General features: G+C 67.3%; 22 protein-coding genes and 1 pseudogene. 6 read left to right on the top strand and 17 right to left on the bottom strand.

All coding sequences use genetic code 11. The features are described 5' to 3' along the window. A partial coding sequence (locus tag A9X01_RS26135; RefSeq protein ID WP_155772298.1) for a PE family protein occupies nucleotides 1-627 on the bottom strand: 627 nt, incomplete at its 3' end. 165 nt (nucleotides 628-792) lie between these two features. Between A9X01_RS26135 and A9X01_RS26130 the strand changes: the two genes are divergently transcribed. Beyond that, the gene (locus tag A9X01_RS26130) at nucleotides 793-2262 is read left to right on the top strand and encodes a flavin-containing monooxygenase (protein WP_065123480.1); all 1470 of its coding nucleotides are present in this window, start codon (nucleotides 793-795) and stop codon (nucleotides 2260-2262) included. A gap of 7 nt (nucleotides 2263-2269) precedes the next feature. Here the strand turns inward: A9X01_RS26130 and rraA are convergent, their stop codons facing one another. The 9 genes from rraA to A9X01_RS30750 form a co-directional block, all read right to left on the bottom strand. After that, on the bottom strand, nucleotides 2270-2755 hold the full coding sequence (gene rraA / locus A9X01_RS26125; protein WP_065123483.1) for a ribonuclease E activity regulator RraA: 486 nt from the start codon (nucleotides 2753-2755) through the stop codon (nucleotides 2270-2272). 6 nt (nucleotides 2756-2761) lie between these two features. Beyond that, nucleotides 2762-3190: an Rv3852 family protein gene (locus A9X01_RS31975; RefSeq protein WP_065123479.1), complete on the bottom strand. Its 429-nt coding sequence runs from the start codon at nucleotides 3188-3190 to the stop codon at nucleotides 2762-2764. 104 nt (nucleotides 3191-3294) lie between these two features. Next, the gene (locus A9X01_RS26115) at nucleotides 3295-3492 is read right to left on the bottom strand and encodes a hypothetical protein (RefSeq protein ID WP_065123478.1); all 198 of its coding nucleotides are present in this window, start codon (nucleotides 3490-3492) and stop codon (nucleotides 3295-3297) included. A 4-nt stretch (nucleotides 3493-3496) separates the two neighbouring features. After that, nucleotides 3497-4153: a DUF6474 family protein gene (locus A9X01_RS26110; RefSeq protein WP_065123477.1), complete on the bottom strand. Its 657-nt coding sequence runs from the start codon at nucleotides 4151-4153 to the stop codon at nucleotides 3497-3499. A gap of 125 nt (nucleotides 4154-4278) precedes the next feature. Beyond that, complete coding sequence (locus A9X01_RS26105; RefSeq protein WP_065123482.1) at nucleotides 4279-4677, bottom strand: GreA/GreB family elongation factor; 399 nt, start codon at nucleotides 4675-4677, stop codon at nucleotides 4279-4281. Nucleotides 4678-5162: 485 nt separating this feature from the next. Further along, nucleotides 5163-5852 (bottom strand): TMEM165/GDT1 family protein, encoded by a 690-nt coding sequence (locus A9X01_RS26100; RefSeq protein ID WP_065123476.1) that lies wholly within the window; start codon nucleotides 5850-5852, stop codon nucleotides 5163-5165. A 232-nt stretch (nucleotides 5853-6084) separates the two neighbouring features. After that, a complete protein-coding gene (locus A9X01_RS26095; RefSeq protein ID WP_036362450.1) occupies nucleotides 6085-6618 on the bottom strand; it encodes a hypothetical protein in 534 nt (177 codons plus the stop codon). A gap of 178 nt (nucleotides 6619-6796) precedes the next feature. Beyond that, nucleotides 6797-7420, bottom strand: a complete 624-nt coding sequence (locus tag A9X01_RS26090) for a superoxide dismutase (protein ID WP_036362451.1) — start codon at nucleotides 7418-7420, stop codon at nucleotides 6797-6799. Nucleotides 7421-7575: 155 nt separating this feature from the next. Beyond that, nucleotides 7576-7728 carry a hypothetical protein gene (locus A9X01_RS30750; RefSeq protein WP_167659592.1) on the bottom strand — a complete coding sequence of 51 codons (153 nt, stop codon included), beginning with the start codon at nucleotides 7726-7728 and terminating at the stop codon, nucleotides 7576-7578. A gap of 539 nt (nucleotides 7729-8267) precedes the next feature. On the opposite strand from A9X01_RS30750, the gene A9X01_RS26085 reads away from it, so the two are divergent. Together A9X01_RS26085 and A9X01_RS26080 are read left to right on the top strand one after the other, a co-directional pair. Beyond that, nucleotides 8268-9314, top strand: a complete 1047-nt coding sequence (locus A9X01_RS26085; protein WP_081282644.1) for a DUF4328 domain-containing protein — start codon at nucleotides 8268-8270, stop codon at nucleotides 9312-9314. Between the two features lie 4 nt (nucleotides 9315-9318). Then, nucleotides 9319-10134 (top strand): glycerophosphodiester phosphodiesterase, encoded by an 816-nt coding sequence (locus A9X01_RS26080; RefSeq protein WP_065123474.1) that lies wholly within the window; start codon nucleotides 9319-9321, stop codon nucleotides 10132-10134. A gap of 10 nt (nucleotides 10135-10144) precedes the next feature. Here A9X01_RS26080 and A9X01_RS26075 read toward each other — a convergent pair whose 3' ends face one another. The 3 genes from A9X01_RS26075 to A9X01_RS26065 form a co-directional block, all read right to left on the bottom strand. Beyond that, the gene (locus A9X01_RS26075) at nucleotides 10145-10690 is read right to left on the bottom strand and encodes a ferritin (RefSeq protein ID WP_065123473.1); all 546 of its coding nucleotides are present in this window, start codon (nucleotides 10688-10690) and stop codon (nucleotides 10145-10147) included. 180 nt (nucleotides 10691-10870) lie between these two features. Next, the gene (locus A9X01_RS26070) at nucleotides 10871-12007 is read right to left on the bottom strand and encodes an LCP family protein (protein WP_065123472.1); all 1137 of its coding nucleotides are present in this window, start codon (nucleotides 12005-12007) and stop codon (nucleotides 10871-10873) included. Nucleotides 12008-12051: 44 nt separating this feature from the next. Further along, nucleotides 12052-12852 carry a DUF2470 domain-containing protein gene (locus A9X01_RS26065; protein WP_065123471.1) on the bottom strand — a complete coding sequence of 267 codons (801 nt, stop codon included), beginning with the start codon at nucleotides 12850-12852 and terminating at the stop codon, nucleotides 12052-12054. A 72-nt stretch (nucleotides 12853-12924) separates the two neighbouring features. Here A9X01_RS26065 and pheA point away from each other — a divergent pair, with 72 nt between their 5' ends. Further along, nucleotides 12925-13893: a prephenate dehydratase gene (pheA, locus tag A9X01_RS26060; protein WP_065123470.1), complete on the top strand. Its 969-nt coding sequence runs from the start codon at nucleotides 12925-12927 to the stop codon at nucleotides 13891-13893. After that, entirely contained in the window at nucleotides 13890-14579 is a 690-nt protein-coding gene (locus A9X01_RS26055) for a histidine phosphatase family protein (RefSeq protein WP_065123469.1), read from the top strand. The genes pheA and A9X01_RS26055 overlap by 4 nt, the downstream gene beginning before the upstream one ends. Here the strand turns inward: A9X01_RS26055 and A9X01_RS31665 are convergent. Genes A9X01_RS31665 through A9X01_RS26045 form a run of 3 tightly spaced genes read right to left on the bottom strand, consistent with a single transcriptional unit; the run spans nucleotide 14556 to nucleotide 16639 of the window. Further along, entirely contained in the window at nucleotides 14556-14768 is a 213-nt protein-coding gene (locus A9X01_RS31665; protein ID WP_081282642.1) for a hypothetical protein, read from the bottom strand. The genes A9X01_RS26055 and A9X01_RS31665 overlap by 24 nt on opposite strands. Before the next feature lie 52 nt (nucleotides 14769-14820). Further along, nucleotides 14821-15168, bottom strand: a complete 348-nt coding sequence (locus A9X01_RS26050) for a metallopeptidase family protein (protein ID WP_065123468.1) — start codon at nucleotides 15166-15168, stop codon at nucleotides 14821-14823. Between the two features lie 4 nt (nucleotides 15169-15172). After that, nucleotides 15173-16639 (bottom strand): septum formation family protein, encoded by a 1467-nt coding sequence (locus A9X01_RS26045; protein WP_253849401.1) that lies wholly within the window; start codon nucleotides 16637-16639, stop codon nucleotides 15173-15175. 86 nt (nucleotides 16640-16725) lie between these two features. Here A9X01_RS26045 and serS point away from each other — a divergent pair, with 86 nt between their 5' ends. Then, nucleotides 16726-17982, top strand: coding sequence for a serine--tRNA ligase (gene serS / locus A9X01_RS26040; protein WP_065123467.1), 1257 nt, complete (start codon nucleotides 16726-16728; stop codon nucleotides 17980-17982). 16 nt (nucleotides 17983-17998) lie between these two features. On the opposite strand, the pseudogene A9X01_RS31660 reads toward serS, so the two are convergent. Continuing rightward, nucleotides 17999-18125 (bottom strand): annotated as a pseudogene (locus tag A9X01_RS31660) (DUF2834 domain-containing protein); the annotation flags it as partial.

The following is an 18125-nucleotide window of genomic DNA, read 5'->3' as shown; positions in this document are numbered from 1 at the left end:
GCCGGCGGCATAGGCGGCACCGGCGGTGCCGGTGGAACGGGAGGACTGCTGAGCGCTGGCGGGGTCGGCGGATCCGGTCGTCGATTCCCCACCGGCCCCGCCCGCGCCGCCGTTGCCGAATAGCCCGGCGGCTCCGCCGGCGCCACCGTTCTGACCGGTCACGCCCGCCGCCCCGGATCCGCCGGCCCCGCCGTTGCCCCACAACCATCCGCCGGCTCCACCGGGGCTGCCCGAACCCGGCGCACCGTTGGCGCCGTTTCCCGCGAGCGGGCGCCCGGTCAGCGCTTGGACCTGGGTGTTGACCGCGTTCAGCAGCTGCTGCAGCGGACCCGTGGCCGCGGCCGCGTTCACCGCCTCCGCACCGGCGTAGGCGCCCGCAGCCGTTGACAGCGCTTGGGTGAACTGACCATGAAGCCTCGCGGCTTGCCAGGCCAGTGCCTGGTAGCCGCGACCGTGCGCGGAGAACAGCGCGGCGATGGCCCGCGACACGTCGTCCTGCGCGGCGGCCACCACCTGCGTCGTTCGAAGCGCAGCCGTGTGGTTCGCCGCACCGAGCGCCGACCCGAGACCGACCAGATCGGCTGCTGCGGTGTTCAGCGCCTCCGGCAATGCGACGACAAATGACACCAAGACCCCTAACTGGCCGCCCGCAAAGCAATTTGCGAACTATAGCCCGGGCAAAAAGAGTCCACAGCGAATTCAAGAGCCCTGGTTTGTTGGGTGAAAGCGTGCCTGGCAAACTCGTCGACACATCGTTGGCGGCCTCAACACCCTGTTGATACCGTGGGTTCCATGACTGAGCACCTTGACGTCGTCATCGTCGGCGCCGGTATCTCCGGCGTGAGCGCCGCCTGGCATCTGCAAGACCGCTGCCCACGCAAGAGTTACGCGATTCTGGAGAAGCGGGCGGCCATGGGCGGCACCTGGGATCTGTTCCGCTACCCGGGCATCCGCTCGGACTCGGATATGTACACGCTGGGTTTCCGGTTCCGCCCCTGGACCGAACGTCAGGCCATCGCTGACGGCAAACCGATCCTCGACTACGTCACCGAGACCGCGGCCATGTACGGGATCGACAAGCACATCCGGCTGAACCAGAAGGTCATCAGCGCCGACTGGTCGACGGCGGACAACCGCTGGACCGTGCAGATCGAAAGCGATGGCACCACCAGCAGCATCACCTGTAACTTTTTGTTCCTGTGCAGCGGCTACTACAACTACGAGCAGGGTTATGCGCCCGAGTTTCCCGGTGAGCAGGACTTCACCGGGCCGATCATCCATCCGCAGCACTGGCCCGAGGACCTGGACTACCAGGACAAGAAGATCGTCGTCATCGGCAGCGGCGCGACCTCCGTCACTCTCGTTCCGGCGCTTGCCAATTCGGGTGCCAAGCATGTCACGATGCTGCAGCGTTCGCCCACATACATCGTGTCCCAGCCCGAAGAGGACGGCATCGCTGAGAAGCTCAACCGCTACCTCCCGGAGCGGGCCGCCTACACGGCCATCCGATGGAAGAACGTGCTGCGTCAGCAGGCGGTGTACGGGGCCTGCCAGAAATGGCCGCGCCGCATGCGCAAGATGTTCATGGGCATGGTCAAGGCTCAACTCCCCGAGAACTACGACGTGCGTAAGCATTTCGGTCCGCATTACAACCCGTGGGAGCAACGGCTCTGCCTGGTGCCCAACGGTGATCTCTTCCGCGCGATCAGGCACGGAAAGGCCGAGGTCGTCACGGACACCATCGACCGGTTCACCCCGACCGGGATCCTGCTCAACTCCGGACAGGAACTGCAGGCCGACATCATCATCACCGCAACGGGTTTGAACCTTCAGTTGTTCGGTGGGGCGACGGCCAGCATCGACGGCGAACCGGTGGACCTGACCAAGACGATGGCCTACAAGGGCATGATGCTGTCCGGCGTCCCGAACATGGCTTACACCGTCGGCTACACCAATGCGTCGTGGACGTTGAAGGCCGACCTGGTCTCCGAATTCGTGTGCCGGATGCTCAACCATATGGACGCGAACGGCTTCGACACCGTGGTCGTCGAACAGCCGCCGTCGGATGTCGATGAGCGGCCGTTCATGGAGTTCACGCCCGGATACGTGCTGCGATCGCTGGACGAGCTACCCAAGCAGGGCTCGCGCAAGCCTTGGCGGCTGAACCAGAACTACTTGCGCGACATCCACTTGATCCGGCGGGGCAAGATCGACGACGAGGGATTGCGGTTCGCCAAAAAACCTGTCGCCGTATCTGTTTAGTGGCGGCTCAAGCTCCTGCGGTGACGACGACAATGCCGTCGTCGTCGCTGTAGGCCACCTCGCCGGGCACGAATACCACACCACCCAAGCTGATTTCGACGTTGCGCTCGCCGGCGCCGGTCTTCGTGCTCTTGCGTGGATTGGTACCCAACGCCTTGATGCCGATGTCGATGCCACGCAGCGCGGCGGCGTCGCGCACCGCGCCGTTCACGATCAGGCCCGCCCAGCCGTTGGACCGGGCCAAGTCGGCGATCAGATCACCGACCAACGCGGTGTGCAGCGAGCCGTCGCCATCGATCACCAGCACACCGCCTTCGCCGGGCTCCGACAGCACGGATTTGAGCAGCGCGTTGTCCTGAAAGCAGCGAACCGTGCTGATGGGTCCGGCGAATTCCGTTCGACCGCCGAACTGCCGGAACTGCAGGTCGCAACTGCGGACGTCGGGCCCGATGTCGTCGACCAGGTCGGCCGTCGGCCGAAATGACACGGACATCGGCACTCAGTGGCGGCGCAGCTGGCGCACCAACAGCAGGGCCAGCAGGCTGACGGCGACGGCGACGATCCACGGGAGGGGAGACTGGGCCGAGGTCGGTGCGACGGCAGCGGCGGGCAGCGGGTTCTTCGCGCTTTCGACCGTCGACTTGGCCTGTGCGGCGGCGTCTTTGGCAGCCGCGAGCTGCCCGTTGGTTTCCGCGCGCTGTTGCAGGTCCGCAAGTTTCTCGACCGGCGGCTCGGCGGGAGCCGCGGCGGCCACCTTCTTGGCGGGCGCCTTCTTGGCCGGGGCCTTCTTCGCGGGGGCTTTCTTGGCCGGGGCCTTCTTCGCCACTGCCTTCTTGGCGGGCGCCTTGGCGGCCTTCTTGGCGGCTGCCTTCTTTGCCGGCGTGGCCGCCTGGGGCTCGCCGTCGGGTTGATCCTGCGGATCTGCCATGCGGCCGCTCCTTCACAGCTTTGTCGTCGCTAAACGGGTTCGCTCAACACTCGGGTCCATCATGCCAGGGCGGGCTTGGGCCACCCTGGGGCCCGTCGCGGGGCCTACGGTCTGCGTCGCATCGACCAGAACGCGACCACGGCCACCGCGGCGATGGCCCCCGCCCCGAACACCCAGGCCGGCACCTCGGGCTCCGTGTTGGCAGGCGCGGCGCCCGGCACGGCAGAGGCCGCACCCGCGGTGAGGACCGTCGAGGTCAGCAGGGCCGACAGCAGTCCAACCCAGGTGATGAATTGGTGCATGCGCTCAGCCGAGTCCCAGCCGGGCCAACAGGTCGGCCTCGATTCCGTCCAACTGCGACGAGATGGCGGCATGGGCTGCCCGGCGCCGCTGAGTGGGCATGTGCTCCGCGGCCGTGATGGCGGTGGACAGGTCCGACAACTTCTCGCTGATGGCGGCCACGAATTGCTTGGTCTCGGGGTCTTTCGGCTTCTTCTCCTGCACCGCCTGCAGCGACTGCTCGGCTCCGGCCACCCGGGCCGACAACCGGGCACCGTGTCCGGAGAACTGCCCGATCTGAGCCAGCGGGATGCCCAGTTGGTCCGCTCGACGCTGGTCGAGCAAACCGCGCGCGGCGATGGCCGCCCGGTAGATCAGCGGGATCAGCACCGGGGCCAGCAATCGGGATACCGTCAGCGTCCGGCGGATGCGGGTGGGGGACAGCAATTTGCCCTCACGCACCGCTTTGAGCTCCGCCTCGGCGATTTTCAGGGCAGCCCGGTCGCTGTCCTTCTGCGCTTTGAGTTGCGCCTTGAGGGCCCGTTCGGCCGCCTTCTCCGCGTTCTTGATGCGGCGGCGCTCGTTCTTGGCCAGCAACCTGGCCTCCAACTTGGCGCGGGCCTTGATCGCGCGGGCTTCGGCGCGACGAGTCGCGCGGCTCTTTCGCTTGCCGAACAGGCCCATCCCCGGCCGCCTCCCGGTATCTCGTGAACTAGCGCGGTGCAGGTGCGCAAGCGCTGCGCCAACCCTAATCCGCGGGCAACGTCCGCGGCCCGCCAGGTCAGAGGAGCCGGTGGCCGTCAGCGGTTCTAGTCGTCCAGACCTTCAGTGCGGCGCAGTTCGTCGATCCGGTCCAGGACCTTCGCCTGGGCTTCGGGCGTCAAACCCTGTGCCCGCGCCGCAATGCGGCGGACGCCGTTCTCTCGGACCGACGAGAGGTACTGCAACTCCTTGTCGAGCTTCTCGTAGTACTCGTCGTCGGTGAAGAAGGCCGGCTTGATCCGGAAGAAGTTGGCCAGGGCGGCCATGGTCGCCGACGACGGATTCGTGCGGTTGCCGGAACGTAGCTGCGACAGGTAAGGAGCCGACATCGTGATGCCCTCCGCCTTGAGTGCCGCGATCACCTCCGCCGAGGTGTGCGGACCCCGCCCCGGGGGATAAACCGTATCGAACAGGCGGTTCAGGCGGGCAGCGAACGTCGTGCTCATCGATATGACCTCCAACGGAGCTCTAAGGGTAAACGGTAATCACTAGGTTATTTGCTGATCATGGTAGCGATACTTGTGTCCAACAACCAAGTGCAAACCTGATCGGTTTCGGTACGGCCGTGCAAGGTGCCTCGGCGAGACACCCCCGATGAGCATCCAAATGAAACGGCCGGGTGTCCAGAAAAAGTCCAAATCTCACAGGTTATCCGCAGAAAACGCGGTGGAGATGCACGAGATTGTGGCCCGCCCGAACGCCGGTCATGACGGCGCTCCCAACCGAACGAGTCAGCTGCGCCGGGTTCTGGGCAACCAGCGACGAGCGAGAAAGCCGCAAACGCGCACTTTGCTACTCGGTACCACGAACGCGCATCATCAGACCTGCGCTGTGGTCGCAGAACCGGCGGAGCAGCCCGCCAGCAAGTTACCGGCGCTTCTGCAAATGCGGCGCGGGGCCAGCCCGCGGCCGAACGCCGAGGCGGCGTCCGTCACGACGCAGGGGGGACGCTCGCGGCGGCCTTCCGGCGTCGTTGCAGAGTTTGCGCCGCGGCTGCCATCGCAGCCGTCAACCCGACCGCCGCGGTGGCCCCGATGGCGACCCAACGCCACCCCAGCGCCGCATCGAACAGCATCCACAACCCGAACATCAGGAACAGCAGGCTGGCTATGAAGTGCAGGAGCTGCTCCGGTAGTCGCCGATGCAGCAACAGACCGGCACCGATGGCCAGGCCGTCGGCCAGGATCATGCCGAGCGTGGTGCCGATCCACACGCCGACCCAATCGTGCTCGCTGGCGAGCGTGAGCGTGGCGAGGGTGGTCTTGTCGCTCATCTCCGCCAGTACGAACGAGGACACGATGGTGAGCAGCGCGAAACGGGGTTGGCGCGGCGCCGACACATCTTCGCCACCGCTTTCGGTGCCTTCTCGCCAGGCCCAGGCGGCGAAGATCAAGAAGGCGATCGCCGAGGCGAACGCCATCGGCCGCGACGGCAGCGTCGTTCCCAGGAAATGCCCGATTGCCACCGAGACCCCGTGCACCGTGGCGGAGGCGATGGCGACCCCGCTCAGCACCACCCACCATCGGTAGCGCAAGGCGTAGGTCATGGTCAGCAGCTGCGAGCGGTCACCGAGTTCGGCCAGGAACACCACGCCGAGGCTCAGCAGAGTGGCGGCGAGCATGTGAGACGACCTTTCGACGCGTCGTCGGCGGCCGAAAAGCCGTCGACACCGGTCGAAGGTCTCACCCACCGTCCCAGAGGATCGGTTCGCCGGCCGGGCTTTCGCCAGTATGTCGACACGACGATTGGGGGCTACTCCCCTTCGCTGACAAAACCCAGGCTAGCGGCCGAATTCGGGCCGCGCCAGCGCACGGGCGATGTTCGGGTGGCCGTATTCTTCGGTTTGAATTTGCTTATGCCGCAAGCAGCATCGCCAGAATCGCGGTGTCGGGATGGCTGATCGGGTCGACGCCGACGCGGCTCACCATCGAGGTGATGGTGCCGTCCGCCTCGGCTTCCACCCACGCCGCCCGATGCTCCAGGCCGAGGTACGGCAGTCCGGGCAGCAGTACGCACCCCGACGCGGCGCCGGTGCACTCCGGCAACGACGGCGTCGTTTCGGACGGCGGGTGCAACATCAACAGGGCAGGCGGCTGGTGATCCGCGAAATACCCAGGCCGGATTGCCTTTTCGCCGGTGACGGTGCCTTCGGCCAACACCAGGCCGACTGTTCCGGGCTGGGGTTCGTCGGGCAGTTCTTCACGGGCGCCGAACACCGTTGTGGTGGAGAGCAATCCGGGCAACGAGGCGACGCGGACCGCAGCCATCAGCAGCTGCGCCCACTCTTTGGTGGAATCAGGCCAGCGGCCAGAGATGACGAATCCTTTCAATGCACCGCGAGCATGAAAAGGAGCAATCCCGATCGGCCGTTCTGACCCCGCATCCATGTTGCCTCCGTGACGCCTTCATCCGAAGTAACCACGCTGGTAGCTCGAACAAAATGGTAGCTCGAATAATTAAGAATGCGCGGGGTTTTGGTGTCGTGCAACTCGACACGGCTAACGATTTGGCCAAAAGGCAGGGGCGCCGCACGATGCCGCGCGACGCCCCTGCCAGGAGGTGAAATCAGGGGAATATCAGTCCCGAGGTCTTCGAAGTCGCTGCCTCGTAGCGCGACTGGACGTCAGCCCAGTTCACAACATTCCAGAACGCTTTCACGTAATCGGCTTTGACGTTCTTGTACTGCAGGTAGAAGGCGTGCTCCCACATGTCGACCTGCAGCAACGGAACGATGCCCAGCGGCACGTTGGCCTGCTGGTCATACAGTTGGAAGGTCAGCAACCGGCCGCCCAACGTGTCATAACCCAGCACCGCCCAGCCCGAGCCCTGCAGGCCATTCGCGGCCGCACTGAACTGGGCCTGGAACTTGTCGAACGACCCGAACTGATCGTCGATGGCGGCTGCTAGGTCACCGGTCGGCTTGTCGCCGCCGTCCGGCGACAGGTTCTTCCACCAGATGGAGTGGTTCACGTGCCCGCCGAGGTGGAAGGCCAGATTCTTCTCGTTCAAGAAGATCGCGGAGTGGTCACCCTTGGCCCGCGCCTCTTCCAGCTTGGCGACCGCGTCGTTGACGCCCTTGACGTAGGTGGCGTGGTGCTTGGTGTGGTGGATCTCGTTGATCTGACCGGAGATGTGCGGTTCGAGTGCTGCGTAATCCCAGTCCAAGTCGGGCAGGGTGTATTCAGCCACGGCTTTCCTTCCTTCGATGAGCGGATCGTCTGACGTGCTACTCGCGGGGTCCCGCCACGGACGAAACCTGGCACCTTCAACCCTGCTCCATGGTCGCCTATGCCGCAAGGACGGGCCTCGGCGGACACCCTCCGCGGGAGTCGCCGGACGGGAGGTCAGGAAAGCGCGATGAGGGCCAGGACGCCCAGCAGTGCGAGAGCGATCAAGCCGGCCCGCAGGGCGGCGACCATGTAGGCCTGATTCCAGGCAGGCGACCCCGAGTACGAGTTCGACGGTGTCGATCCCGGACCGAACGAATGTGTGGCCATCAGACGCCTTCCACCTGCACGTTCACCTCAGCGATTTGGTGCCGATTGATACCGATCACACGTGAGGTGAGTCACAACCGAGTATAGCGTTCGCGATCATAACGCTAACTTGGCCGAGTGGAAAACCGATCGGCCACTGGTCCCTGGCGCGCCTCTGATCAGGGCATTTGATGAAAGCTGCCGAGAACCGGAGACCGTGCCGGAGCGCACGGTCCAACCGGCCCCGGCGGTCAGGTTTGGTGCCGTCCGCGAGTGGGTAATCCGCGCTGTCAAGCACCACGACCTATTTCGCTCAGGGCACCGCTGGGCTGTCGATTGATGCGTTTCGTTACCGGGGTGTTATCCACAGTCGCTTGCAAAGCTGGCCGATAGAGGCTGTATCCCCGACCCATACCCATTGTGGATAAACCTGTGGAAATTGTGGATAGCCGTATTTAGCTGTGGTGTAGGTCACGCCCCCGGTCGGGCCGTGCCCCGGCCGCTGTGCTACGCCCGGCCGGGATATCCGAATCGCCGCGAGGCCAAGTTAGGCTGGTCCGGTGATCCAGGTGTGCTCTCAGTGCGGCACGCGGTGGAATGTGCGCGAACGGCAGCGCTCCTGGTGCCCGCGCTGTCGAGGCGCGCTGATGGCACCGCTGCCCGACGCCCCGCCGGGCGACCCCCGGTGGCGGAAGCCCGCCGGACCGGTACCCGCCCGACCGGCCGGCCAACGCACGCCACCTCGGTTGCCGCCGGGGTTCCGCTGGATTGCGGTTCGGCCGGGGGCCGCTCCGCCGCCGAGGCGGCCCCGACGCCCGCTGGGCCCGACGCCGCGCTACGCCGCCATCCCCCGGTGGAGCTTGGCCGACCGAGTGGCCCAGGCCGGACCCACCCCGACGGATGCTCCCGTCAAAGCCGGACCCAGCGCCGAGATCGTCCGCGTTCTGCTGTTCGCCACCCAGTTGGTGCTAGGTGGCGCGGCACTGGTCTACACCGTGCGGTACGGGCTGCTGATCTTCAACCGGAACACGCTGCTGAACTCGCTGGTGGCGGGCGCCGCGGACTGGCTGGGGATTGCGGCGAGCGTGGCCGCGCTGGTGTCGATGCTGGCCTTCTTCGTGGTGCTCATCAAGTGGCTGATCGCCCGCCGTGCCGCCGCCTTCACCCATCACGGTTTGCCGGAGCACCGGTCGGTCCGCCACTTGTGGGCGGGCTGCCTGCTGCCGTTCGCCAACCTGGTGATGGCGCCGGTGTACGTCATCGAGCTCGCACTGGTCGAAGACCACTACGAGCGGTTGCGCAGACCGATCACCACCTGGTGGCTGGCGTGGGTCCTCAGCTATCTGGTGTCGCTGTTCGCGATCGCAACCAGCTTGTCCAGCGACGCGCAGGGGATCGCCAACAACACCGTGATGGTGGTGCTCTCCTATGTGGTCGCGGCGCTCACGGTGGCCACCGCCGGGCGCGTCTTCGAGGGATTCGAGCGCAAGCCGGTCGCACGGCCGGCGCACCGCTGGCTCATCGTCGAATCTGTAGAACCTGATCAACCGGCGCGGCCCGTCCCTGCCGCTCCGGTTGAGTCGGAGGGACAGGAACCGGCAGCATAGGCCTATGACGCGGGCGGATGAGGTCCTGACTGGCCACCCCTTCGTGGTTGCCCACCGCGGCGCGTCATCCGCCCGGCCCGAACACACGCTCGCCGCCTATGACATGGCCCTCAAGGAAGGCGCCGACGGGGTGGAGTGCGATGTGCGGCTGACCCGCGACGGCCACCTGGTCTGCGTGCACGACCGCCGGCTCGATCGCACCTCGACGGGCGCCGGATTGGTCAGCACCGCGACGCTGGCCGAGCTGCACGAGTTGGATTACGGCACCTGGCACGACAGCTGGCGGTCGGACGGCGCCCATGGTGACACCAAACTGCTGACCCTGGACGCGCTGGTGGCTCTGGTGCTGGATTGGAACCGCCCGGTAAAGATCTTCATCGAAACCAAGCACCCGGTGCGGTATGGGTCCCTGGTTGAAACCAAACTGCTGGCGCTGCTGCACCGCTTCGGTATCGCCTCGCCCCCGTCGGCGGACCGGTCCCGCGCGGTGGTGATGTCATTTTCCGCGGCAGCGGTCTGGCGGGTGCGGCGGTCGGCGCCGATGCTGCCCACGGTGCTGCTGGGCAAAACTGGGCGCTACCTCAGCAGCAGCGCCGCCACCGCCGTGGGTGCCACGGCGGTGGGGCCTTCGCTGCCGGCATTGCGGGACTATCCCCAGTTGGTCGATCGTTCCGCCGCGCAGGGCCGGTCGGTGTACTGCTGGACGGTCGACGAGTACGCCGACATCGACTTCTGCCGGGAGGTCGGGGTCGCCTGGATCGCCACCAATAACCCCGGCCGCACCAAGGCCTGGCTGGAAAGCAAGAACAACAGCGGCTGATCCTCGCGTCTTAGAGGTGGCCGCCCGCCGCCTGGGGCGCGCCCGACCCGACCGGCACTCTCTCGACCTCGCGGGCTACGTAGGTCTCCAATTCGAACAGGTTGGATCCGGCCCGGTCGGCGACGCGCAGCAGGGTGGTCATGAGCGCCACCTCTTCGACCTGCTCCTTGAGGAACCACTGCATGAACTGCTCGCCGAGATAGTCGCCCTCGTCGCGGGCGACCGCGGCCAACCGGCTGACCTGGTCGGTGACGGCACGTTCCTGCTGTAGCGCCAGCGCCAGGGCGTCCCGCGGCCGATCGAATTGATTGCGCACGCTGTCGGCGCCCGGTATCTCCACGCGTAGATCCCGGTCGAGCAGGTGCTGCACCAGCATCATCGCGTGATTGCGTTCCTCGACTGCCTGGCCGTAGAAATGCTTCGCAAGCCGCGGCAGCGCCTCGCTGTCGAAATAAACCGCAATTGCGACATATTGTTGGGCAGCGGTGAATTCATTGAATATTTGTTCCTGCATCAATGCGTGGAATTTGGTCCTGGGTCCATCGAAATCGGTCATAGTCGCAGGTTAGTGCAGCTCAGGAAGCAACTGCAACGAAGGTTGCGCTTAGTCAGGAAAGGGTTTCCTAATTCAATTCGAACGGAAAGAGGATTCTCGCGCAGGGCAGCGTTACCTAAGTTAAGGAAGCCTATGTTGAATTTCTTTGACGCCAATTTATCCAGCGCAGGACCGCGGCAGTCAGGGCTGTCCGTCGAGTGCTCCGGCCGGCACCGGCCGGTCGGCTCCCAGCGCCTCGAACAACTCGCTGGCGGCGTCGTGGTCCCACACCACCACCGCGCCGGCGCCGCTGTCGGTGAATTCGCCGATCGGCACCGTGATGGGAGTGGTGGGTCCGTCCAGCGCCCAGCCGAGTCGGGACAGATCCCACGCATGGTCGCCGCGGTCAACCGTAAGCGCGCCCGCCGCCGCGCGTGGAACGGTGTACCACCGCCACGGGTTGAGCCACACCGCCGGGCTGCTGGCGCGGTGCAGCAACTCCGACATGAACTGCCGCTGGTGGGTCATCCGGTCCAGATCCGCCCGCGGGGTGGCCCGGGTCCGCACATAGCCGAGCGCACCGCGCCCGTCCAGCTTCTGGCATCCCGCCGGTAGGTTCAGGCCGGCCAGGGGGTCGCGGACCGGTTCGGGTGGGCAGACCGTCACCCCGCCGAGCGCGTCGACCAGAACGGCGAATCCGGCGAAGCCGATCTCGGCGTAGTGGTCAAGACGCAGCCCGGTGGCCTGCTCTACGGTCCGTGTCAGCAACGGCGCGCCGCCGATCGCGAACGCCGCATTGATCTTGTCCCGGCCGTGATCGGGGATCGGCACATAGGAGTCGCGCGGTATCGACACCAGGGTGGTCGGTGTGCTGCTCCCGAAGCCGGGTACATGCACCAGCATGATGGTGTCGGTGCGGCTGGTGCCAACATCGCCGCCGGTGGCCAGGTCCTGCTGCTGCTCGGCGGTGAGGTCTTGGCGGCTGTCGGAGCCGACCAGCAGCCAGTTGGTGCCGCTGCCCGCGGCGGGACGACCCGCGTAGTCGGTGAGCACGGCCTGTCGATGCACCGCGGAGTCGAACCACAGCATCCCGCCGAGGATCCCCGCCGTTCCCAGCAGCAACAGGATCAGCAAGCACAGCGCCGTCGTCCGGAACCACCGGCGCCTGGCGCGTTTTCGGCGTGGCTTCGGGGGAACCGGTCGTGGCGGCGGTGGCGTCCGAGCCGGTGCCGGCGGTGCCAGTGGTGGTGGTTGCGACGGTGGTCGCGACGAGGGCGCCGGACGAACGGCGCGGCGAATCGCAGGCGGGGGTTCCCGCTGTGGCCGATCGCCGTTCACCTGGCTAACGTACGTCGTCGCGCCCGGGCCGGGGCGGCGGCCGGTTACCGGCGCGCGTGCAGACCGTTGACGAACGGGCAGCCCATCAGGACGCGGATCGCCTGGCTGAGGCCGGTCATATCGTCGACGGGCTTGTGGAACGGCAGCCGGATGTCGCGGTCGCCGTCGGTTCCCTCGACGCGAAACCGCACCCCGTACCGATCCAGCCCCAGCGGGCGCACGCGCCCGCGCCGCAGCGGCGCCGGCAGCCGGGAGATCAGGCGGGCGACCACGTCGTTGTGATCGGTGGACAGGTGCCACAGCAGGGTCGACTCGACCTCACAGAACGGGTCGGGCCGGGCCGCGAGCAGTTCGTGGACGCTGACCGGCTCCGCGCCGGTCGCGTCGGTCACCACCACCGAGTCGATTTCCAGGCGCAACAGGGTGTAGCGCGGGTCGTCCGCTTCGACGGGACCGGACTTCGGCGTCTGGATCTGCAGCAGCACCGGGGCGGGGTTCTCTGCGGCGATCAGGTCGAGCAGTTTGGTCACCGCGCCGGGCGGGATCTGGTGCAACCGCCCGCGCACCCACACCAGGGACCGCACCGGTTCGCGCAGCGGCAGCGGCGCATAGTCCGTCAACTCCAGCAGCGCTTGCGTTCCGCACCGCAGCTCGTCGGGATCGGCGTGCTCGCGGGAAACGGCCACGGCGAAGGTGCCGTCGTGCATCAGGTGATGCACCGGCGTGGCCACCGGGTCCGCACCCTCGACCGCGAGCAGAGCCCCGCCGGCCCGGACACATGCGCTGCGAATCCGCTCGGCCGTGGTCGGCGTAGGGTGTGTGACCGGTAGCACGCTTACCTCCATCAAATTAGGTAAGGCTAAGGTAACTTAGGGCTGGTAAGGCCGCAAGAGCCGGACCGCCGTTAGGGTTGTGACGTGGCCCGCATCGCTTATCTCGGTCCGGAAGGGACCTTCACGGAGGCGGCGTTGCTCCAGATGACGGCCGCCGGGCTCGTTCCCGGCTGCGAGCCCGACCGTCAGTCCGGTCCGCTGCAGCGGGTGCCGGTGGAGAGCACACCCGCCGCACTGGACGCGGTGCGGGGCGGAGCGGCGGATTACGCCTGTGCGCCGATCGAGAACTCGATCGATGGCTCACTGGCCTCCACGCTGGACAGCCTCGCGATCGGTTCGCCGCTGCAGATATTCGCCGAGACCACGCTGGACGTGGCATTCAGCATCGCCGTCCAACCCGGTCGCGACACGACCGACGTGCGCACCGTGGCGGCGTTCCCGGTAGCCGCCGCGCAGGTACGGCAATGGCTGGCGGCCCACCTGCCCGGCGCCGAACTGCGACCCGCCTACTCCAATGCCGACGCCGCGCGCCAGGCGGCCGACGGGGAGGTCGACGCCGCGGTGACGTCTCCGCTGGCTGCCGTCCACTGGAAGCTGGCGGCGATCGCCGAGGGTGTGGTGGACGAGGCAGGCGCCCGCACCCGCTTCGTCCTGATCGGTCCACCCGGGCCGCCGCCGGCGCGAACCGGGGCCGATCGCACCTCGGCGGTGCTGCGTATCGAGAATGCGCCGGGGGCGCTGCTGGCTGCGCTGACCGAGTTCGGGATGCGGGGCATCGACCTCACCCGCATCGAATCCCGGCCCACGCGCACCAGCCTGGGGACCTACCGGTTTTTCGTGGACTGCGTGGGACATATCGACGACGACGCGGTCGCCGAGGCATTGAAGGCGCTGCACCGCCGTTGCGCGGAGGTGCGTTACCTGGGTTCCTGGCCCACGGGCCGGCCCGCGGGGGTGCCGCCGCCTTCTTCGGACGAGGCATCGAGTTGGCTGACGGCGCTGCGGGAGGGCAGACCGGATCCGGCCGGGAACGTGGGGGAAAGGCAGCAATGAGTGGCCGACTGGTGCTGCTTCGGCATGGACAGTCCTACGGCAATGTCGAGCGCAGGCTGGACACCCGTCCGCCGGGGGCCGCGCTGACACCGCTGGGCAGGGATCAGGCCCGGGCGTTCGCGCGCGGCGGGGCCAGTCGACCGGCGATGCTGGCCCATTCGGTGGCCGTTCGGGCCTCCGAGACGGCGCAGGTGATAGCCGCGCAGTTCGATCTGCCGCACGTCGAGTTGGGCGGCATCCACGAGGTGCAGGTCGGCGAGCTGGAGAACCGCAACGACGACGACGCGGTCGCCGAGTTCAACGCCATCTACAAGCGGTGGCAACTCGGCGAGCGGCATGTGGCGCTACCCGGCGGTGAAAGCGCTGACGAGGTGCTGGACCGGTACGTGCCGGTGCTGACCGAGCTGCGGATGCGCTATCTGGACGACGACGGTTGGGACGGCGACATCGTGGTGGTCAGCCACGGCGCGGCGATTCGCCTGGCATCGGCGGTGCTGGCCGGAGTGGACGGCAGTTTCGTGTTGGACAACCCGTTGGACAATGCCGAGTCGGTGGTACTGGCGCCGATCACCGACGGACGGTGGAGCTGCGTGCGGTGGGGGAACCTGACGCCGCCGTTCTACCCCGAGCCCGGCGCCACGCCGGTGCAGGACGCTGTCGCGTCAAGCACCGACCCGATGGGTTGAGCCGATGATGGTGGTCGTCTCCATGCAGGCGCAGCCGACAGCATCGCAGTCGACCACAAAGGTGTGGGTGAAAAGTTCGGGGGCAACGCAGTCCGGGTCGGTACATTCCGGTCTGCCCAGCCAATGACGAATGACGGTGCCGTGGCAGTGATCTAAGCCTGCCTGGCAGTCGCGGCAGTCTGTGCTCATAAGCCGTTCATAGCACTCGACACGGACAAGTGGGGGAGCAACGCCGGGCCAATCAGGCCCAGCCCAGCTCATCGAGCCGGTCGTCGTCGATGCCGAAATGGTGTGCGATCTCGTGGATTACCGTGATCGCGACCTGATCCACCACGTCATCCTCCGAGTCGCACACCTCCAGGAGCGTGTCGCGGAAGATGGTGATCGTGTCCGGCAGCGCGCCCGCGTAGTCCGAGTCCCGCTCGGTCAGCGCCACACCTTCGTACAAACCCAGCAGGTCTTCCTCTGGATGCCGGTCGGCGACCAGCACCACGACGTTGTCCATCGCGGCCGTGAGTTCTTCGGGAATGAGGTCGAGGGCGTCGGAGACCAGCTCGTCGAAACGCTGCGGGTCCATCCGCACAGCCACGGCGTCAGTTAACCGGTGCCGGCTCGGCGGGTAGTGGATTGTCAGCCGGCGGCGGTGCGCCGCCGTCCGGTGCTGGCGGCGGTCCCTGGGGCGCGGGTGCCTGGGGCGCGGGCGCGGACGGCTCCCGGGTAGGCGTCACCACCGGCTGCTGGTTGGGCAGGTGCTGATTGCCCGGCGGTGTGCTCGGCGTCTGCTGCGACGGCGCCGACGGCTGCTGGGTCGGCACCTGAACCGGGATCTGCGGCAGCGTGAGCCGCTCCTGCGGGATGTCGGGCGGCGGTACGGGCGCCTGGCCGTTGATCAGCAGCTGGCCTTTGGCGCTGTTCACCAGGGTGGCCCAGCCGCCGTTGCCGAGCGTGGCGCCGATGTTGCAGGCGACCTCGCGGCTACCCGCCGACCAACTCGGCAGCGACACCGTCGGGTAGATCAGCGTCAGGGTGGTGGTGCGCAGCTTGACCGGTGCCAGGTAGGCGTCGGTCATCTTGGTGCAAGCGTCCTTGATGAACCCGTCCTGCTCGGCCTCGGGAGGCAGCGCGTTGGGGAACTTCTCGCCCAAGTTGACGGTGCCGGTGACCTCCATCGCGTGGGGCGCCGCACAGTCGACCGGGACGTCGACCGGCTGGTTGGTGGTCGAGTCGATGCCCAGACAAGTGCCGGCCGGCCATACCTTCGACTGGTCGATCTCGGCGACCTTGCCCTTGAAGGCGACCTGCTGGTTGTTCGGGCCGGGTAGCTGCAGACCGCACAGCATGCGGCGCTCACCGGCCTGCCGCCAGGCGCGGTCACCGGACCACAGCATGCTCACGGTGAACTTGCTGTTGGGGTCGAACTTGGGGCCGAGGTAGCGGCGGACCGCGGGCTCGCATTGTTCGGTGTTGATCTGCTGGATGCGGGCCGGCGAGGGCGGCGGGGCGGTCGGACCGTATTCGGTGCCCGGGAACGTCCGCATGTCGACGGACTCGGCGACCTCGAAGCGGTGGTCGTCGGCGCAGCTGACGATGGTCGCCGACTCCGGTGTGCCGTCCGGCCAGTTGAGGCAGTCGCCGCTGACGGCGCGGCTGAACGCGGCGTTGCTCTTGGACCCGGTGCTGGGTACCGGATCGCTGTCGATGTAACCGGCCAGCCGCCCCGGGCCGGTGCCGACGGAAGGCAGCGCGGTGACCAGTCCGGCAATGAGCAGACCACCCAGGGCGGTCAACAGCAGCGCGCGTCGGGTCGCCGACGCTTGCAACCCCCGCGGCCAGCGGAACCCGCCGGAAGGGGCGCCAACGTCATTGTCGTCGACCCATTCCGCGTCCTCGGCTGAATCCTCGGCCGGGTCCTCTTCGAGGTCCTCGGCGGTCTCGTGCTCGGCCACATCCTGCGTCGCCTCGACGGCGCCGGGCTCGTCCGGCGTCGCTTCGGCCGACGGCTCGGCCGCCTCGGCTTCGGCGGCGTCGGGGTCGGGTTTTTCGTCTTGCGCGTCCAACATCGGCTCCATTCTGACAGGGCCGAATAAGGGCTGTTAACAATGTTGCAGATGTGAGACCGTGGCGGCCGGCCAGTAGTCTTGCGCCCGTGATCGACCTGAAGCTGCTCCGGGAAGACCCTGACGCCGTACGGCGCTCCCAACGAAGCCGCGGCGAAGACCCGGCGCTGGTGGACGAGCTGTTGAGCGCCGACGCCGCACGGCGGGCGGCGATCGCGGCCGCCGACGCGTTGCGTGCCGAGCAGAAGGCCGCCAGCAAGAGCGTGGGCGCGGCGTCGGCCGAGGAGCGCCCGGCGTTGCTGGAACGCGCGAAGGATCTCGCCGAGCAGGTGAAGGCCGCCGAAGCGGACCGGGCCGCGGCCGAAACCGCGCTGACGGCCGCGCACATGGCGATCTCCAACGTGGTCATCGACGGCGTTCCGGCCGGCGGAGAGGACGATTACGCGGTGCTCGAGGTCGTCGGTGAGCCGTCGGCGCTGACCGACCCCAAGGACCACCTCGAACTGGGCGAATCGCTGGGCCTGATCGACATGCAGCGCGGCGCGAAGGTTTCCGGTTCGCGGTTCTACTTCTTGACCGGCCGCGGGGCCCTGTTACAGCTCGGTCTGCTGCAACTGGCGCTGCGGGTAGCGGTAGACAACGGCTTCATCCCGATGATCCCGCCGGTGCTGGTGCGCCCCGAGGTGATGTCCGGGACGGGTTTTCTGGGCGCGCACGCCGACGAGGTGTACCGGCTGGAGGCCGACGATCTCTACCTGGTCGGCACCTCCGAGGTGCCGCTGGCGGGTTACCACTCGGGCGAGATCCTCGACCTGTCCGCCGGGCCGCTGCGGTACGCGGGCTGGTCGTCCTGCTTCCGCCGGGAGGCCGGCAGCTATGGCAAGGACACCCGCGGCATCATCCGGGTGCATCAGTTCGACAAGGTGGAGGGCTTCGTCTACTGCCGGCCCGACGAGGCCGAAGCCGAACACCAGCGGCTGCTGGGCTGGCAGCGCGAGATGCTGGCGCACATCGAGGTGCCCTACCGGGTGATCGACGTGGCCGCCGGTGACCTGGGCTCCTCGGCCGCGCGGAAGTTCGACTGCGAGGCGTGGGTGCCGACCCAGGCGACCTACCGCGAGCTGACTTCGACATCGAACTGCACAACGTTCCAGGCCCGCCGGCTGGCCACCCGCTACCGCGACGCCAACGGCAAGCCGCAGACCGCCGCCACACTGAACGGCACGCTGGGCACCACCCGCTGGCTGGTGTCGATTCTGGAAAACCACCAGCAGCCCGACGGCAGTGTCCGCGTCCCCGCCGCGCTGGTGCCATACGTCGGCACCGAGGTGCTGGAGCCGGCCTGACCGGCTCGCGCACCCGCTACGAGACCAGAGCGTCGGCCGGCCCCCCCGACCGTTCGTGCCGGCGCTGGCGTTCGATGGTGGCGAAGTAGAAGGCGAACGCGAACGCGAAGCTGGTGTGCAGGCTGCTGACGAAGTACAACCAC

The organism is Mycobacterium asiaticum (genome assembly GCF_001668675.1).
Taxonomy (GTDB): Bacteria; Actinomycetota; Actinomycetes; order Mycobacteriales; family Mycobacteriaceae; genus Mycobacterium; species Mycobacterium asiaticum_D.
This window is presented reverse-complemented; position numbering and strand designations above follow the sequence as displayed.

Bases quoted from the DNA above. Each gene is read 5' to 3' on its own strand.
- A9X01_RS26105 (WP_065123482.1), bottom strand. From the start codon at position 4,677: ATGAGCACGACGTTCGCTGCCCGCCTGAACCGCCTGTTCGATACGGTT.
- A9X01_RS31975 (WP_065123479.1), bottom strand. From the start codon at position 3,190: ATGGCAGATCCGCAGGATCAACCCGACGGCGAGCCCCAGGCGGCCACG.
- A9X01_RS31665 (WP_081282642.1), bottom strand. From the start codon at position 14,768: ATGAGCACAGACTGCCGCGACTGCCAGGCAGGCTTAGATCACTGCCAC.
- A9X01_RS26130 (WP_065123480.1), top strand. From the start codon at position 793: ATGACTGAGCACCTTGACGTCGTCATCGTCGGCGCCGGTATCTCCGGC.
- A9X01_RS26080 (WP_065123474.1), top strand. From the start codon at position 9,319: ATGACGCGGGCGGATGAGGTCCTGACTGGCCACCCCTTCGTGGTTGCC.
- A9X01_RS26100 (WP_065123476.1), bottom strand. From the start codon at position 5,852: ATGCTCGCCGCCACTCTGCTGAGCCTCGGCGTGGTGTTCCTGGCCGAA.
- A9X01_RS26065 (WP_065123471.1), bottom strand. From the start codon at position 12,852: ATGGAGGTAAGCGTGCTACCGGTCACACACCCTACGCCGACCACGGCC.
- rraA (WP_065123483.1), bottom strand. From the start codon at position 2,755: ATGTCCGTGTCATTTCGGCCGACGGCCGACCTGGTCGACGACATCGGG.
- A9X01_RS26055 (WP_065123469.1), top strand. From the start codon at position 13,890: ATGAGTGGCCGACTGGTGCTGCTTCGGCATGGACAGTCCTACGGCAAT.
- A9X01_RS26095 (WP_036362450.1), bottom strand. From the start codon at position 6,618: ATGGATGCGGGGTCAGAACGGCCGATCGGGATTGCTCCTTTTCATGCT.
- A9X01_RS26045 (WP_253849401.1), bottom strand. From the start codon at position 16,639: ATGTTGGACGCGCAAGACGAAAAACCCGACCCCGACGCCGCCGAAGCC.
- A9X01_RS26115 (WP_065123478.1), bottom strand. From the start codon at position 3,492: ATGCACCAATTCATCACCTGGGTTGGACTGCTGTCGGCCCTGCTGACC.
- A9X01_RS26075 (WP_065123473.1), bottom strand. From the start codon at position 10,690: ATGACCGATTTCGATGGACCCAGGACCAAATTCCACGCATTGATGCAG.
- A9X01_RS26110 (WP_065123477.1), bottom strand. From the start codon at position 4,153: ATGGGCCTGTTCGGCAAGCGAAAGAGCCGCGCGACTCGTCGCGCCGAA.
- A9X01_RS30750 (WP_167659592.1), bottom strand. From the start codon at position 7,728: ATGGCCACACATTCGTTCGGTCCGGGATCGACACCGTCGAACTCGTAC.